Raw genomic sequence first — 14,042 nt, forward strand, 5'->3', positions numbered from 1 at the left:
CCGAGGGGGAAGATCAGGACGCGGCCAAGAGGGCGACGGCCACGGCCGGTCCGCAGGTGGAGGCCCAGTCGGCCCCCGTCCGGGGAAGGGCATCGGCGATGAGGTCGGTCAGCGCCACGGTCGGGCGGCCGAGGCGGGCCGCGAGGCGTTCGGCCAGGAATCGGCCGGCTCCGCAGACCACCAGGGGGGCGTCCGCCGGCAGATCGGCGCGCGAGAGCAGCAGGGCGGCCGCGTCATGCAAGGGGCGCATTTGTGCCTCGGCGAAATGGGCGGCGAGCGCCTGCCAGTCGGCGGACGCGCCCTCGCCATGGTCGCGGCCGATGAGGCGGGCGAGGCGCGTCTCGCTCTCGCGCAGGGATTTGCCCTTGCCGTCGGCGCTTCCCTGCTGATCGGCGCCCTCGGGCAGATCGCCGGTGATGCGGTAGGCGTCCGCCATGGTGGCGAAGGTCTCGGCCATGAGGCGGGTGCGGCGGCCCCGGAACGGTGCGTGATCGGTCAGCGCGATGGGATGCGAACGCACCACGCCGGTATAGACGAGTTCCCCCGTCTCCGAGCGCTCGGCGTCGCTGTAGCCCGTCGCCGCCGGCACGCCGCCGACGATGGGGATGAGGTCGGCCGTGGTGGAGCCGATATCGACGAGGAGCGCGTGGCTCCGGTAGCGCCCGACGAGGGCCGCCGTCGCGTGCCAGTTCGCCGAGGCGATGTCGACGGCGAGATCCCGTGCCCGATTCGGATCGGTGAGGCCCGCCCGGCCGCCATAGATGCGCACGGACCCGGCGAGCTTCGCACCCGCCCAGTCGGCGAGCTGCGCCACGCCGTCGGCCCGGTCCGCGAAACAGTCGGTGAGTTCGCCCGTCATGGTGACGACGTGGTCGGCTTGGCCGCGCGCCCAGTCGGGCAACCCCGAAAAGGTCGCATCGAGGGCGGGCAGGCCGCGCCACAGGGGGCACGGGGCTTGGACCACGGTCTCGACCCGGCCGTCCCGCACCAGGGCCGCCTTGACATGGACCCCCCCGAGATCCCAGCCGATCACCGGGGCGGACGTGGAGGCGATTTCTGCTGTCACGGAGCGAGCCTGGAACGAGAGGGCGGATGGCGGACGGATTCGAGATCATCCCGGTGATCGACTTGCGCCACGGGCAGGTGGTGCGGGCGCGGGCCGGGGACCGTGCTTCCTATGCCCCGATCGTGACGCCGTTGGCAAAGGGATCGTCGCCCGGAGCGGTGGCGGAAGGTTTGCTCGGCGCCGTGGGGGCGACGACGCTCTACGTCGCCGACCTCGACGCGATCATGGACGGCGTCCCGCCGGACCGGACGAGTCTCGCGGCGATTCGCGCTGCCTGCCCCGGCGTCGCCCTCTGGGTCGATGCGGGATTTGCCGAGGCGGCCGGGGTCGAGGCGTTCCTGGACACCGGATTCGGGCGGCCGGTGATCGGCAGCGAGAGCCAGAGGGATGCCGGCCTAGTGCGGGCGCTGGGGAATCGCGCCGTGTTCTCCCTCGACACGCGGGGGGCGGAACGCCTCGGGCCGGCGGCCCTCCACGACGAGCCGGAACACTGGCCGCGCGACGTTATCGTGATGACGCTGGGCCGGGTCGGCGTCGGGGCCGGTCCGGATCTGGAGCGCTTGCGCGCCCTCCGGACGGCGAGCCCGGCGACACGCCTCTACGCGGCGGGCGGGGTGCGGGGTGCGGAGGATGTTGCGGCCCTCGCGGCCATCGGCGTCGCGGGCGCCCTCGTGGCCACGGCGATCCACGACGGTACGCTCCCGGCGTAGACAAAAGAAAGGGGCGGCCGAAGCCGCCCCATTCCAAAAGTTCATCGTCCGAGGAAGATGGATGCCAGTCGCTGGATCAGGCCCCGCGGTGCGGGCGGAGGCTCGCTCTGCCCAGGACTGCCTCCAATCTAAGCGTTCGAAGCGAAGGGGTGGGTCGCCGAGTTGCGCTGCTGGGTCACGGTCGCAGCGGTGGGCTCGCCCTTCACGGCGCGCTCGATGGAGAGCTTGGTGGCCTCGTAGTTGTACTTCTGGATCTTGGCGTCGTCGGCCGCTTCCCAGTGGATGAACACGCCGACCAGGATGAACAGGTCGTCGGCCTCATCGGCGGGGATGGTGCCCTCGGCGACGGCATCCTGCACGGCCTTGGCGACACCGTGCTGGGCGGGGCCGAACATCTGGACGGCCTGACGGGCGTCGTTGATGGTGACCTTGTTGAACATCAGGGTGTTGGGCTTGCACGGCAGGTTCGGCGCGATGACCGCGAGCAGGCTGGTGAAGCCGTGCTTGTTGTTCACGAGGCCGTTTGCGAAGGCCGTCTCGGCCGGCGAACCACGGGGTCCGATGATGAGGTCGATGTGAGCGACTTCGTTGCCATCGCCAACGAGGGCTTCGCCGACCTGGAGCTTGTTGATCTTCGCCATGTGGGGTTTCTCCCAGGAGTCTTGAAAGACGTGACCGCCCCCGGAAACGGGCGCGGCCGAAAGCTATCCTTGTTCACGGCGTCCAGCCCTCGGAGGGCCGGACCGGTTAGCCCGGATCGCGGCGCGGAACCTACTCTGGGCGTTTCCCAGGAACAACCCTGTGGGGGCGGTTGTTTTGGGCAAATTATTCGCGGCGGCCCGGAACAAATCTTTTCAAAGGGTAAACGGCTTGACGCGCCGCCGCGTCCTCGAAACGCCCTCGGCCTCAACCCAGCAGGCGGTCGAGGAACAGGGTCGCCACGGTGAAATCGGCACTGGTGCCGGGATTCAGACCGTCCGCCTTCCAGGCCGCGTCCCGGGCCAGCAGAAGCTCCACGGGGCGCGCCCCGAGGTCGAGGTCGAGGAGGGCGGCCGCCTCCTCGCGCAGGGCCTCGGCGCGGGCGTGGCCGTGCTTGCGCGCCACGTGGCTGTCGGGCACCCGGCCGAGATACGCGAGGAACACGGCCGTGGTGGTCCAGGGCTCCGAGAGCCCCCCGGCCCGGGCGGCCGCGAGGGCGGGCAGCCCGATCGTGAACACGTCGGAGAAGCCGGTCCCGTAGGCGCGTGCGATGGCATCGCGGGCGGCCGCCTCCGCCATGGCGTCGCGCAAGGCCGGCACGGGGCCCGTTGCCGTCACGTCGTGGCGGGCGGCCGTGCCGAGGCCGCCGGGATTGGCCTGCCGGATCGCCGCGTAGACATCGGCCGCGTCCGCCCCGTCGAGGGTGTCGAGGACCTGCGCGAGGGCGGTCTCCAGGTCGCCCCCGGCCTCCGCGGCACGGGCGATGGGCGCGCAGAGGAGGAGGATGCCCAGATTGGTGTTCTGGCCCACCGCCGCCAGGGTCGCCGCCATGCCGCCGCGGATACGTTCGCCGACCCGCGCCCCGGCGCGGGCGAGGTGGGGGGTTGAGACCTCGGCACTCGTGACGAAATCCGCCACCGCCATGCGATGGCCGGCGGCGTAGGCGTGGACGTTGCCGGGCTTGAGGGCGTCGAGTTCGGCGAGGCAACTTGCCCGATAGGCCGCCCCGATGCGGGTTGTCCCGAGGGTTTCGGCCTCCATCAGCCGAGGGCCGAGACGAGGCGCGGGGGCCGGGCCGCCCGTACGGCATTGAGGAAGCCGCGCGCGACGGCGAGTGCGATATCGGTCTCGGTGACCTTCTGCAGCCCCGACCAGGCCGGCATGGAATTGACTTCGAGGACGAGGAAGCCGCCCTCCCCATCCTCGACGAGGTCGATTCCGGTGTAATCGACGCCCACGGCCGCCGCCGCCCGTTCGGCGAGATCGGCGGCGGCCGGCGGCATGTCCCACGACAGGGGGCGGCCCCCGCGATGGACATTGGTGATCCAGCCGTCGCCCTCGCGGATCATGCCGGCGATGGCCCGTCCCTCGCAGACGAACACCCGGTAGTCGCGCCACAGGCCGTCGCGGCGCGCGATGTAGCGCTGGAGGTAGTAGACGCGGGATACGGCGTCCTCGTCCGGCAGGTCGTCCGGGGTCTCGATGAGCTGGAGCCCCTCCCCCTGCGAGCCGAACAGGGGCTTGAGCACGAGGGGACGGCCGGGCCCGGCCTCGCGGGCCACGATCTCGGCCGCCGCCTCGCGCTTCGACACCACGAAGGTGCCGGGCGTCGGCAGGCCGGCGCGGTCGATGAGCAGGCTCGTCATCGCCTTGTCGACGGAGCGCTCGATCCCGGTCGGCGAATTCCACACGGTGGTGCCGGAGGCGACCAGGGCGTGGAGCACGCCGAGCCGCATGGTGGTGGCCTCGAAGGTGCCGCCCGCCACGGTCCGCAGCAGCACGCCGTCCGGCAGGGCATCGGGAAAGCCCGGCACCCGCAGGGGCTCGTGCCCGCCCGTGACGATGGCCACGTCGGCCAGCGAGAACAGCACCGGTTCGGCGCCGAGATGTTCCAGGGCCGCCTTCAGGCGCGCCTTGTGCCAATTGCCGTTGTCGGCCGCGAGCCCGATCCGCATGGTCTTGTTCTCACACGATGTCCGGAACGATCCCGCCCGGTTGCGGCGCATTCCCTTGCCCCGCCCCAACGGCTGGCGTGTTCACACCGCTCTATCGGACCGCTTTCACGCGCCTCGACAGGTCGGCATGAACCACGAAAGGTGCCCTCTCCTGAAAGGAGAGGGGATCCGCGCTGCCCGCGCATAGGGGAATCCGGTCGGGCCTACGGGGAAGGGGGGGAGTCGCCCCACCCCCTCGATTCAGCTCAGCTGAACGACGCGTCCACCAGTTCCGGCATCAGCCGGCCACCGCGGAAGCTCTTGCCCGTGGTGACGGAGGTGACGATCACCTCGGCGGGGCTGAAGAGGGCCCCGTCGATCTTGTAGAAATCCCCGTTCACCCGTCCGAAGATCTCGGCGAAGGGCGCGCCGTGGTCTGCCGAGGTGGTGGAGGGCAGCTGCTCGGCGAGCTGCTTAGCGTCGGCCTCGTCGGCCTCGACGTAGAGGTGCACCCGGCCGCCGTAGATGATGGCGTCGTTGGTGCGGCCCATGGCCTGGATGAAATCCGGATGCTGGGGCGAGAGCGGCGCCGAGCCGAGGCCGTCCACGATCTTGTGCAGATCGAAACCGACGGTGTGGGCCTTGTGCAGGGCGACTTCGAGGACCCGGGCGACCACCTGGGTCGAGCCGGCGAGGCTCTGGGTCGGCGCGTAGATGAAGGTGAGCTGCTCGGGGCGAAGCCCCGTCGCCTCGGCCACCTTGGCGATGACGGAGGCCGGCGGGCCGCCGGCGGCTTCCAGCACCAGGGCGGTCTGGGTGGCGGTGTCGCGGTAGCCGAGCTCGGCGTAGAGGTCCTCGACCACGGCGACGGCCCGGCCGGGGCCGGAGCCGAGGGCGAAGAAGCCGGAATCCCCGGTCTCGTCGGCGAGCGACCAACCGGCATACTGGCTGCCGAGGCAGGCGATGACCGGATCGGACGCATGCACCACCACCGAATAGGGCCAACCCGCCACGGGGCCGGACGGCGCGATGGTGACGGTGCCGAGGCCGCCGAGGCAGATTTCGGCGATGCGACGGCCGGCCTCGATGGAGCCGCGCACGGAGGCGCCGGCATCGATCATGCGGGCGCCGTCCTGGGTCGTCACGGCGAGGCGCAGGGTCGCGGCATCGGCCACCAGGCGCTCGACCAGGGGGGCGGTGAGCGCGTTGACGCTCGGATAGGGGCTTTTCGGCGTCGTCGGACTCGTGGTCATGGGGGTCCCTCCGTCTGGGCGAGCCGGGCCCGTATGTCGGCGGCCCGGCCTCGCAACTTTTCTCGCGTGGCGGCCGAGTCCGGCCCCGCTGCGAACAGGGTGCACAGGGGCGCGTCGCGCGCCACCGTGGTGCCGGATCTTGGGCGGTCGCGAACGAAAGCCGGCCAGTCGAACGGCGGCATCGGCGCGTAGCCGGTGGCCGCGTAACAGATTTCCGTCGCCGCCGCATCCACCGGCACCGCTTCGATCGCGGTGAGGCGGCCGAGGCTGGCGGCGATGTGCCGGGTCAGCAACGGCGTCGGGCGCCGGTCGAGGACGTCGAGGGTGGCGCCGGGGCGTGGGTTGATCTCGGTAAGCCACCATTCCTCGCCCGAGACGAGGAGATCGGCGCTGGCGAGCCCGCGCAGGCCGGTCGCGGCGACGAGACGCGACACGGCGTCAATGATTCGATCCACCATGCGTGGCGGGAGGGCCTGCTCCTCGTCCCGCGCACGCATGAGGGCGCCGGCATAGCGGAACGGCCGTCGGGGCGAGGGGGTGCACCATTGCTCGGTGAGGCCGACGACGGCGAGGTCGCGCCCGTCCGCCAAGAACGACAGGGCATGGGCCCGGCCGGGAACACGGGCCTGGAAATAGGCGCCCGGCGGTGCCGGGCCGGCCGTGGCTGCGCGGATATGGGTGCCGCCCGATCCGCCCGCCTGCTTCAGGAGCCAGGCAGGGCGATCTTCCACCGGATCGCGGGTGACGGTGGGGTGGGGAATGCCATGGCGGGCGCAGAGATCCGCGAAGGCGAGCGGGTCCTTCAGGCGCGTCACAGCCTCGGGAGTGGCGCCGAGGAGACGAAACCGGCCGGCAATGGCCGCCATCAGGTCCGGGGCTCCCTCGAAGCCGCTGCCGAGGACGATCCCGAGGGGCGGCCGGTCGCAAAGCGCCGCCAGGGCATCGAGATCCCCCAGCACCGCCGCTCCACCGAGGCGCCCGTCCCCGAACCGGCCGGAGGCCGGGCGGTAATGCTCGGCGAGGGCCAGGGTGTCGGCGTCGCCGAACAGGTCGAGGACCAGGGGGCGCAACCCCGCCCGCCGCGCGGCCTGGGCGAGCGCCCGGCCGGACTGCGCGGCGATGAGGAGGCTGTCGCCTGCGCTCGTCAGCCCGCCACCTCGACCGCGAGGGTATAGGCGTCCCGGAAATCGAGGCAGAGCGGCTCCTGGGCCTCGAGCATACGGCGGAACAGACGAGCCTGTGTCTGGTACTTCACGTTGCCCACCGCCAGGGCGCCGATGCCGACGCCCTTGCCCACGGGCAGGGGGACGTCGATGGCGTTGACGTCGATGCCGGCGATGCCGGCCGGGGGCACGGCGTTCACGTCCGAGGCGACGAGGAGGTTCGGGGCCGATTCGAGGTCTTCCGCCGTGAGGATCGCGACGCCGGCGGGGCCGGCCGACAGGATCACGTCGGCCTGCCGGATCGCGGCGCGGCGCGCCTCGACGGTGGAGCCGTCGACGGCACCGACCTCGACGCCGAAGCGCCAGCGCATGGTGCTGGCGATCTTGCTGACGCGTTCCTCGCCGTCATGACCGACGATGATGGTCTCGGCGCCGTTGAGCGCCCCGATCACTGCTGCCACGTAGGCGACGACGCCCGCGCCGCCGAAGATCACGATGCGCTTGCCGGCGAGTTCGGTGTCGAACTTGGCCTTCAGGGCGCGGGTCACCTCGGCGACCATGGCGGCGCCGGTGGTGAAGGAGCCGGCCGGGTCGGCGAAGATGTGGTTGGCGAAGGGCGGCACCAGGGCCTTCCTGGCCCGGTCCACCATGTCGAGGGCCTCTTCGGCGTTCTTGCCGGCAATGAAGATGCCGGTGCGAACGCCGTCCTGGGGCGCCCGCGAGAAGATCGAGTCCTGCACCAGGGAGGTCACGTCGGGGAGCGTCGCGCCCGTGTAGGTGGCGATGGTCTCGAACCCGGCATCCACGGCCATGTTCACGTCGAACGGGCTCATGTGCTTCAGGGGCGTGATCATGTGCAGGATCGAGCGAGCCATGGTCGGTTTCCCTCCGTTCGGTCGTATTCTGTGCGAAACGTCGCGCCCCGATCGTGCGCCGGGGCGTGAAAATGTCAAAGCCGGTCGCCGCCGGATCGAGCGGTGGCACCCTAGGGCGGCACGTCTTAAAGCGGCGTCACCGTGGCGCCGGTGTTGCGCCCGCGCGCGATGATGAAGCGCAAGGGACCGGACCGCTCCAGGGAGGCGACCAAGCGATGCGCCGCGTCCTCGGACGGAACGAGGGCGAAGCCCGTCGGTCCCCACGAACTCTGGCCGTATCCGGCGATGCCCTGCGCGGCGATGGCCGCGAGAACCTCCGCCACGGCGGGACTGGCGTAGCGCCCGCCCTGATGGGGCGCGAAGTGGTCGCCGATGAGGCGCTGGATCTCGGTGATGCCCGCGCCGAAGCCCTCGGGCTCCGCCGTGGCGAGGGAGGGGAGCACCCGCATCAGGACGAGCCGGCAGATCTCGGCGGCTTGGCTCTCCGGGAAGCGCGGCAGATCACGAAACGCCGCGACCTCGCGGCTGCCGTGGACGCCGGTCATGCCGGTGTCGAGGATAAGGACGACGCGCCACGCATCCGGGTAAGCCAGCCGTGCGATCACCGGCGGTGGCGTGCCGAGGCCGTCGCGCCCGCCATCCACGATGAACCCGCCCTGCGTGAAGGCCGCGAGGCCGACACCGGAGCGGTTGCCCCGGTCGAGGGCGTCCGCGAAGGCGTCCGGCGCGAAGGGGCGGCCGGCGAGGTGCGCCAGGGCGGCGGCGGTGGCCAGGGCCAGCTGCGTGCCCGAGCCGAAGCCGGCATGGGCGGGCATCGTTTCCTCGATGGTCAGGGCGGCGTGTCCGGCGATCCCGAGATGTCCGGCCGCCGCCAGGGCGTAGGCCCGCGCGCGCTCCGCCTCCGGCCCGGTCACCGTCAGGTCGGGGGCCGCGCGTGCCGTCAGGGTGACGGCAGGCGCGTCGAGGGCGAGGCCGAGGCTGCCGAAGCGGCGCCCGAGGCCGCCATGGAGATCGAGGAAGCCGAAATGCAGTCGCCCCGGGGCTTGCACCCGCACGGATGTCGCCTCGATTCCGTCCCCTGCCCCATCCGGGATCCGCGTCACATCGATCCCCTTCTGTCCCGCTGCCGGTGCGTGGAAGGCCCGGCGGGCCGGCTTTTCCCACGGAGCGCGGACGCCCTGCAAGCGCCATCGCGGCCTTCCGGGTCGCGCGCCCGTGACGGCGTTTCGCGATGCGCCCCGTGAGAAAAATTGCACCCCCATCCCCACGGTACAGCTTCTGGCACTTGCTTGGGCGGCGGCGGCGATGCAAACGTGCCGCCCGATCGTTCGGACTGGCTCAGTCCCGCCGTGCGCGACGCCCATCATCGGGAGCGTGCGCCGGGCCCTCGATGTTCCAAGGTGCAAAGTATGGCGGCCTGGGTGAAGGGTGGTGCGACGGATGCGGACGCAGCGGTGGAAGCCGCCGCGACGCTCCTCGCTTCGGCGCAGGCGCCGATCGTTGCGGGGCTCTGTGCCGAGCTGAGCGCGGTGCGGGCGGCCTATCATCTCGCGGATGCCATCGGGGCGTCCGTCGATCCCGTGGCGGGGCCGGCCCTCTACGCCGAGCTCGGCCCCTTGAGCCGTTCGGGCGCCATGCTCACCACGCCGGCCGAGACGACGGGCCGGGCGGACGCGGTCCTCATCATCGGCAACGCCCCCTGGGAGCGCGCCGTGGTTCAGGAGATCGCCGAATCCACGCCGACGCGGGGACGGGCCGCCGGGAGCGAGCGCACCCTCCTGTCCCTCGGCGGCCCCGGCAACGGCGCCACCCGGTACGTGGCCTATCCGGCCGAGGCTGGTGGTCTCGCGGTCTCCGTGGCCCACCTTCGCGCCTATCTGAAGGGGCATCTGGCCGGCGAAACCGCCTATGGCGACCTCGCCAAGCGCCTCGCCTCCGCCCAGTACGGCGTCGTGCTGTACGATCCGGCCGAGCTCGGCGAACTCGGCGTCGAGATGCTCCAGGGCATGGTCAAGGATCTCAACGAGGTCACGCGCTTCTTCGCCCTGCCCGTCTCCGACCCGTATCAGGGCCGCGCCTTGCTCCAGCTTTCGGCCTGGACCACGGGCCAGGCGCCCCGCGTCGGCTTCGGTCGTCACCTGCCCGAGCACGATCCCTGGCGCTTCGACAGCGCCCGCCAGATCGCCGCCGGCGAGGCCGACGCCGCCCTGTGGCTGGCCTCCCTCCCCGCGCCCCGGCCCGACTGGCTCGGCACCCTGCCGAGCATCGCCATCGTGGGCGAGGGCAGCCCCGAGGCCACGGGCGATGCCGCCGAGATCGTCATCGCGGTCGGCGTGCCCGGGGAAGGCGTGGGTGGTTCCGTCTGGAACGACCGCCGGGCCACCATCTCGTACGCGCCGCCGAGCGGGCAGTCGACCGCGCTGACGGCCGCCGGCGTGCTCGCCGCCATCCAGGACCGCCTCGTGCAGAAGAAGGGCGCCTCATGCTGATCCGTATCCAGGGGGGACGGGTCGTCGATCCGACGGCCGGACGCGACGCCGTCGGCGACGTCTGGATCGAGAACGGCCGGATCGTCGCCGCCTCCGAGCGCACACCCGACCGGACCATCGACGCCACGGGCTGCGTGGTGATGGCCGGCGGCGTCGAGGTCCACTCCCACATCGCCGGCGGCAACGTGGTGATGAGCCGCCTGCTTCTGCCCGAGCTGTACACCAGCGAAGCGGCTCCCGAGGGGCACCCGTTCGCCCATGCGGGTGGTTCGGCCGCCTGGATCGGCGCGAACTACGCGCGCATGGGCTACACCGTCGCCGTCGAGCCCGCGATGCCGCCGGCCAACGCCCTCGCCACCCAACTCGAACTCGCCGACATCCCCCTGCTCGATCGCGGTGCCCTGACCGTCATGGGCAATGACGACCAGCTGCTGCAGCTCCTGCGTCAGCGCGAGGGAAAGGCGGCGGTGCGCGACCTCGTGGCCCTGTCGGTGGCGACCTCGCGGGGACTCGGCGTCAAGTGCATCAACGCGGGCGGCGCCTCGGCCTTCAAGGATGGGATGCTCAAGCTCAGCCTTGATGAGGAAATCCCCGTCTACGGCCTGTCCACCCGCAAGATCATGACCGCTTTGCTGGACGCCGTGGAAGAGATCGGCGTGCCGCATCCCCTGCACGTCCATTGCAACAACCTCGGAATTCCGGGCGCCGACGAATCCTTCGTCGACACCCTCGAGGCGGCCGAAGGCCGACGCATCCATTTCGCCCACGCCCAGTTCTACGCCTACGGCGTCACCGATCCGGAGAACCCGACCACGGGTGGGTTCCGCTCGGCGGCCGAGCGGATCACCGAGGCGATGGAGAAGCATCCCAACGCCACCTTCGATGTCGGTCAGGTCGCCTTCGGCCAGACCGTGACCATCTCCCTCGACATCCTGCGCCAGTTCGCGGGGCGCAAGGGCGCCAATCCGAAGAAGTGGATCCTCACGGCCGGCGACGCGGAGGGCGGCGGCGTCGTGCCGTTCCTCTACAAGCCGCGCGGCGCCGTCAGCTCGCTGCAATGGGCCATCGGCCTCGAACTCATGCTGCTGTCCAAGGAGCCGGAGCGCACGATCCTGACGACCGACCATCCCAATGGCGGTCCGTTCACGGATTATCCGCACATCATCCATCTCCTGATGGACAAGGAGAAGCGCGACCGCGAGATCGCCGGTCTCCACAAGATCATCGGCGAGCGCTCGGGCCTCTGCGCCATCGAGCGCGAGTACACCTTCTCGGAGATCGCGCAGCTCACCCGCTCCGGCCCGGCCAAGCTCCTCGGGTTGACCGATCGTGGGCATCTGCGCGAGGGCGCGCGGGCCGACGTCGCGATCTACCGCGACGACCGCGATCGCACCGCCATGTTCGCCCGGGCCAAGCTCGTGCTCAAGGATGGCGTCACCATCGTGGAGGACGGCGAGGTCGTGGCTTGGCGCTCGGGCCACACCCTCGAACTCACGGTCGAGTCCGACAAGGCCATGGTGGCGCGCTCGGAGACCTACCTGCAGGACCGTTACGGCACGGGTCTGGACTCCTTCTCGGTGCCGGACGAGGCCTTCCCGAAGGCCGACGTGTTCGAGGAGGTCGCATGCCTGTCTTGAAAGAAGAACGTCGCGTGAGGACGGGTGACTGAGATGACGGACCTCACCCTCAACGGAATCCCGGTGATCGACACCTTCGCCGAGGCGTTCGACGTCGCCGGCACGGCGATCATCATCACCAACGACACGGCGAAGTGGGCGATGATCGCCGCGACCACCATGACGGGGTTCGCGACCTCGGTCATCGGTTGCGGCGCCGAGGCCGGCATCGACTGCGAGCTGTCGCCCGAGGAGACGCCCGATGGCCGCCCCGGCGTGCGCGTCCTGCTGTTCGGCTTCGAGCCCAACGGCCTGAAGGATCAGCTTCTCAAGCGCGTCGGTCAGTGCATCCTCACCTGCCCGGGCACGGCCTGCTACGCCGGTGTCGACGGGCCGACGAAGATCAAGCTCGGTGGTGCGATCCGCTATTTCGGTGACGGCTTCGCCGTGGCCAAGCGCCTGCACGACCCCCTGACCGGCAAGTCCCGCCGCTACTGGCGCATCCCGGTCATGGACGGCGAGTTCCTGTGCGAGGATTTCGTGCGCGCCGTGGATGGCGCCGTGGGGGGCGGCAACCTGCTGTTCCTCGGCCGCAACCACGCCGAGACCCTGAAAGTCGCCGAGATCGCCGTCGATGCGGCGCGTCTGGTGCCGGGTGCGATCCTGCCCTTCCCCGGCGGCATCGTCCGCTCGGGCTCGAAGGTGGGCGCGCGCACCAAGGGCATGATGGCCTCCACCAACGACGCCTATTGCCCAACCCTGAAGGGGCGCGCCGGGACCGAACTCTCGTCCGAGGTCGGGGTCGTGCTGGAAATCGTCATCGACGCCCTGACCTCGCACGCCGTGGCCGAATCCATGCGGGCCGCCCTGCATGCGGCGACGGCGGCGGGGGCCGCCCACGGCCTCGTGGCGGTGACGGCCGGCAATTACGGCGGCAATCTCGGCCGCCATCATTATCACTTGAAGAACCTGCTCTCGAAGGAGCCGGCGAGCGAGGCTGGAGCGGCATGAGCACCCTCACCCTGCGCCAGGAGCCGCCGGAGCGGCTCGACCTCCTCAACATCAATCCGCTCTCGCTCAGCGGTCTCAGCGAAGCCGAGGCGGCGAAGCTGCCCGTCGGCACCAGCCGCCGTGGTCTGACCCTCGGTGACTGCTTCACCATCACCCTCGACGGTTCCGAAACCCTCGTCATCGAAGGCGGTTCGTCGCGCCTCGACCGGGTCGGCGCCTCCCTCGACGGCGGCAGCATCCGGGTCGTCGGCGATGTCGGCCAGCGCCTCGGCGCGGGCATGCGCAGCGGCACCGTCACGGTCACGGGGGCCGCCGGTCCCTTCGCCGGGTCGGGCGCGACCGGCGGCACCATCACGGTCGAGGGCGATGCCGGCGACCATGCCGGCGGAGCTGTCTACGGTGCAAAGGCCGGTCTCGACGGCGCGACCCTGATCGTCCGGGGCACGGCCGGCGATCACCTCGGCGATCGCATGCGGCGCGGTCTCATCCTCGTCGGCTCGGCCGGCGCCCATGCCGGCGCGCGGATGATCGCCGGGACCATCGCGGCGATTTCACTGGGCGACCATCCGGGTTTCGGCATGCGGCGCGGCACGATCCTGGCCGGAACCACGGGAACCGTCACCCCGAGCTTCGTCGAGACCGGGACGCACGACCTCGTGTTCCTGCGCCTCCTCGCCCGCTCGCTCCGGCCCCTGAGCGCGGAGCACGCCGACCTCGCGGCCGGTGCGCTCAAGCGCTACTCGGGCGATCTCGCGACCCTCGGCAAGGGCGAACTCTGGGTGTCGGCCGCCTGATCAGGGCTGCGACAGCGGGGCTTTCCTCTGGAGTCCCTCACGATCTTGCTTAAATTTCCCGTGCGGGCGACCTTTCCGTCCCGCCGGGAAGCCTTATCGTGCTGACCCGGACGGTTCTCCAACCCATTCCGAGATCCGGTCGATGCTTCTTCTGCTCTCGATCTGCCTGTTGTCCGATCCGTCGCGATGCCGGGAGGAGCGGATCGATCTCTCGTTCGAGGCGCGTAGCCCGACGGTGTGCCTGCGCCATTCGCAGAGCGCCCTCGCCAAATGGCAGGCCGAGCATCCCGAGTGGCACGTCAACCGCTGGCGCTGCGCCGTGCGGGGGAGTGAACCCCGCGACCTGTGATCGCCGCACCCGCGTCGGCCTCCCCTTGCGAACACGGCCCGCCTGCGCATAGACACCCACTCGGTGTCGCGAAGAGGCGTGAG

General features: G+C 71.0%; 14 protein-coding genes. 6 read left to right on the top strand and 8 right to left on the bottom strand.

Annotated features, from left to right (window positions below; all coding sequences use genetic code 11):
* Window positions 1–13: 13 nt before the first annotated feature.
* Window positions 14–1,066, bottom strand: coding sequence for a hydantoinase/oxoprolinase family protein (locus BM249_RS08755; protein ID WP_244528657.1), 1,053 nt, complete (start codon window positions 1,064–1,066; stop codon window positions 14–16).
* Between the two features lie 26 nt (window positions 1,067–1,092).
* Here BM249_RS08755 and BM249_RS08760 point away from each other — a divergent pair, with 26 nt between their 5' ends.
* Window positions 1,093–1,776: a HisA/HisF-related TIM barrel protein gene (locus BM249_RS08760; RefSeq protein WP_091970956.1), complete on the top strand. Its 684-nt coding sequence runs from the start codon at window positions 1,093–1,095 to the stop codon at window positions 1,774–1,776.
* 128 nt (window positions 1,777–1,904) lie between these two features.
* Here the strand turns inward: BM249_RS08760 and fae are convergent, their stop codons facing one another.
* The 7 genes from fae to BM249_RS08795 form a co-directional block, all read right to left on the bottom strand.
* Entirely contained in the window at window positions 1,905–2,417 is a 513-nt protein-coding gene (gene fae / locus BM249_RS08765) for a formaldehyde-activating enzyme (protein ID WP_091970957.1), read from the bottom strand.
* Window positions 2,418–2,682: 265 nt separating this feature from the next.
* On the bottom strand, window positions 2,683–3,516 hold the full coding sequence (locus tag BM249_RS08770; RefSeq protein WP_091970958.1) for a triphosphoribosyl-dephospho-CoA synthase: 834 nt from the start codon (window positions 3,514–3,516) through the stop codon (window positions 2,683–2,685).
* Window positions 3,516–4,430 (bottom strand): ATP-grasp domain-containing protein, encoded by a 915-nt coding sequence (locus tag BM249_RS08775; protein WP_091970959.1) that lies wholly within the window; start codon window positions 4,428–4,430, stop codon window positions 3,516–3,518. Before BM249_RS08775 ends, BM249_RS08770 begins: the two co-directional genes overlap by 1 nt.
* A 245-nt stretch (window positions 4,431–4,675) precedes the next feature.
* A complete protein-coding gene (gene mch, locus BM249_RS08780) occupies window positions 4,676–5,662 on the bottom strand; it encodes a methenyltetrahydromethanopterin cyclohydrolase (protein ID WP_091970961.1) in 987 nt (328 codons plus the stop codon).
* Complete coding sequence (locus BM249_RS08785; RefSeq protein WP_091970964.1) at window positions 5,659–6,732, bottom strand: ATP-grasp domain-containing protein; 1,074 nt, start codon at window positions 6,730–6,732, stop codon at window positions 5,659–5,661. The genes mch and BM249_RS08785 overlap by 4 nt, the downstream gene beginning before the upstream one ends.
* A 74-nt stretch (window positions 6,733–6,806) precedes the next feature.
* A complete protein-coding gene (locus tag BM249_RS08790) occupies window positions 6,807–7,700 on the bottom strand; it encodes an NAD(P)-dependent methylenetetrahydromethanopterin dehydrogenase (protein WP_091970966.1) in 894 nt (297 codons plus the stop codon).
* 125 nt (window positions 7,701–7,825) lie between these two features.
* Entirely contained in the window at window positions 7,826–8,803 is a 978-nt protein-coding gene (locus BM249_RS08795; protein ID WP_244528658.1) for a beta-ribofuranosylaminobenzene 5'-phosphate synthase family protein, read from the bottom strand.
* Window positions 8,804–9,109: 306 nt separating this feature from the next.
* Here BM249_RS08795 and BM249_RS08800 point away from each other — a divergent pair, with 306 nt between their 5' ends.
* From BM249_RS08800 to BM249_RS08820, 5 genes are all read left to right on the top strand, one after another.
* Entirely contained in the window at window positions 9,110–10,189 is a 1,080-nt protein-coding gene (locus BM249_RS08800) for a molybdopterin-binding domain-containing protein (protein WP_091970970.1), read from the top strand.
* Window positions 10,183–11,826: a formylmethanofuran dehydrogenase subunit A gene (locus BM249_RS08805; protein ID WP_091970971.1), complete on the top strand. Its 1,644-nt coding sequence runs from the start codon at window positions 10,183–10,185 to the stop codon at window positions 11,824–11,826. The genes BM249_RS08800 and BM249_RS08805 overlap by 7 nt, the downstream gene beginning before the upstream one ends.
* Before the next feature lie 33 nt (window positions 11,827–11,859).
* Window positions 11,860–12,816: a formylmethanofuran--tetrahydromethanopterin N-formyltransferase gene (gene fhcD / locus BM249_RS08810; RefSeq protein WP_091970973.1), complete on the top strand. Its 957-nt coding sequence runs from the start codon at window positions 11,860–11,862 to the stop codon at window positions 12,814–12,816.
* Window positions 12,813–13,610, top strand: coding sequence for a formylmethanofuran dehydrogenase subunit C (locus tag BM249_RS08815; protein ID WP_091970975.1), 798 nt, complete (start codon window positions 12,813–12,815; stop codon window positions 13,608–13,610). The genes fhcD and BM249_RS08815 overlap by 4 nt, the downstream gene beginning before the upstream one ends.
* Window positions 13,611–13,752: 142 nt before the next feature.
* Window positions 13,753–13,959 (top strand): hypothetical protein, encoded by a 207-nt coding sequence (locus tag BM249_RS08820; protein WP_091970977.1) that lies wholly within the window; start codon window positions 13,753–13,755, stop codon window positions 13,957–13,959.
* Window positions 13,960–14,042: the final 83 nt, after the last annotated feature.

Source organism: Methylobacterium gossipiicola (assembly GCF_900113485.1).
GTDB classification, from domain to species: Bacteria; Pseudomonadota; Alphaproteobacteria; order Rhizobiales; family Beijerinckiaceae; genus Methylobacterium; species Methylobacterium gossipiicola.

Excerpts from the sequence above, each read along its gene's own strand:
- BM249_RS08775 (WP_091970959.1), bottom strand. The coding sequence starts at position 4,430 with ATGCGGATCGGGCTCGCGGCCGACAACGGCAATTGGCACAAGGCGCGC.
- fae (WP_091970957.1), bottom strand. The coding sequence starts at position 2,417 with ATGGCGAAGATCAACAAGCTCCAGGTCGGCGAAGCCCTCGTTGGCGAT.
- BM249_RS08770 (WP_091970958.1), bottom strand. The coding sequence starts at position 3,516 with ATGGAGGCCGAAACCCTCGGGACAACCCGCATCGGGGCGGCCTATCGG.
- fhcD (WP_091970973.1), top strand. The coding sequence starts at position 11,860 with ATGACGGACCTCACCCTCAACGGAATCCCGGTGATCGACACCTTCGCC.
- mch (WP_091970961.1), bottom strand. The coding sequence starts at position 5,662 with ATGACCACGAGTCCGACGACGCCGAAAAGCCCCTATCCGAGCGTCAAC.
- BM249_RS08800 (WP_091970970.1), top strand. The coding sequence starts at position 9,110 with ATGGCGGCCTGGGTGAAGGGTGGTGCGACGGATGCGGACGCAGCGGTG.
- BM249_RS08790 (WP_091970966.1), bottom strand. The coding sequence starts at position 7,700 with ATGGCTCGCTCGATCCTGCACATGATCACGCCCCTGAAGCACATGAGC.
- BM249_RS08820 (WP_091970977.1), top strand. The coding sequence starts at position 13,753 with ATGCTTCTTCTGCTCTCGATCTGCCTGTTGTCCGATCCGTCGCGATGC.
- BM249_RS08805 (WP_091970971.1), top strand. The coding sequence starts at position 10,183 with ATGCTGATCCGTATCCAGGGGGGACGGGTCGTCGATCCGACGGCCGGA.
- BM249_RS08815 (WP_091970975.1), top strand. The coding sequence starts at position 12,813 with ATGAGCACCCTCACCCTGCGCCAGGAGCCGCCGGAGCGGCTCGACCTC.
- BM249_RS08760 (WP_091970956.1), top strand. The coding sequence starts at position 1,093 with ATGGCGGACGGATTCGAGATCATCCCGGTGATCGACTTGCGCCACGGG.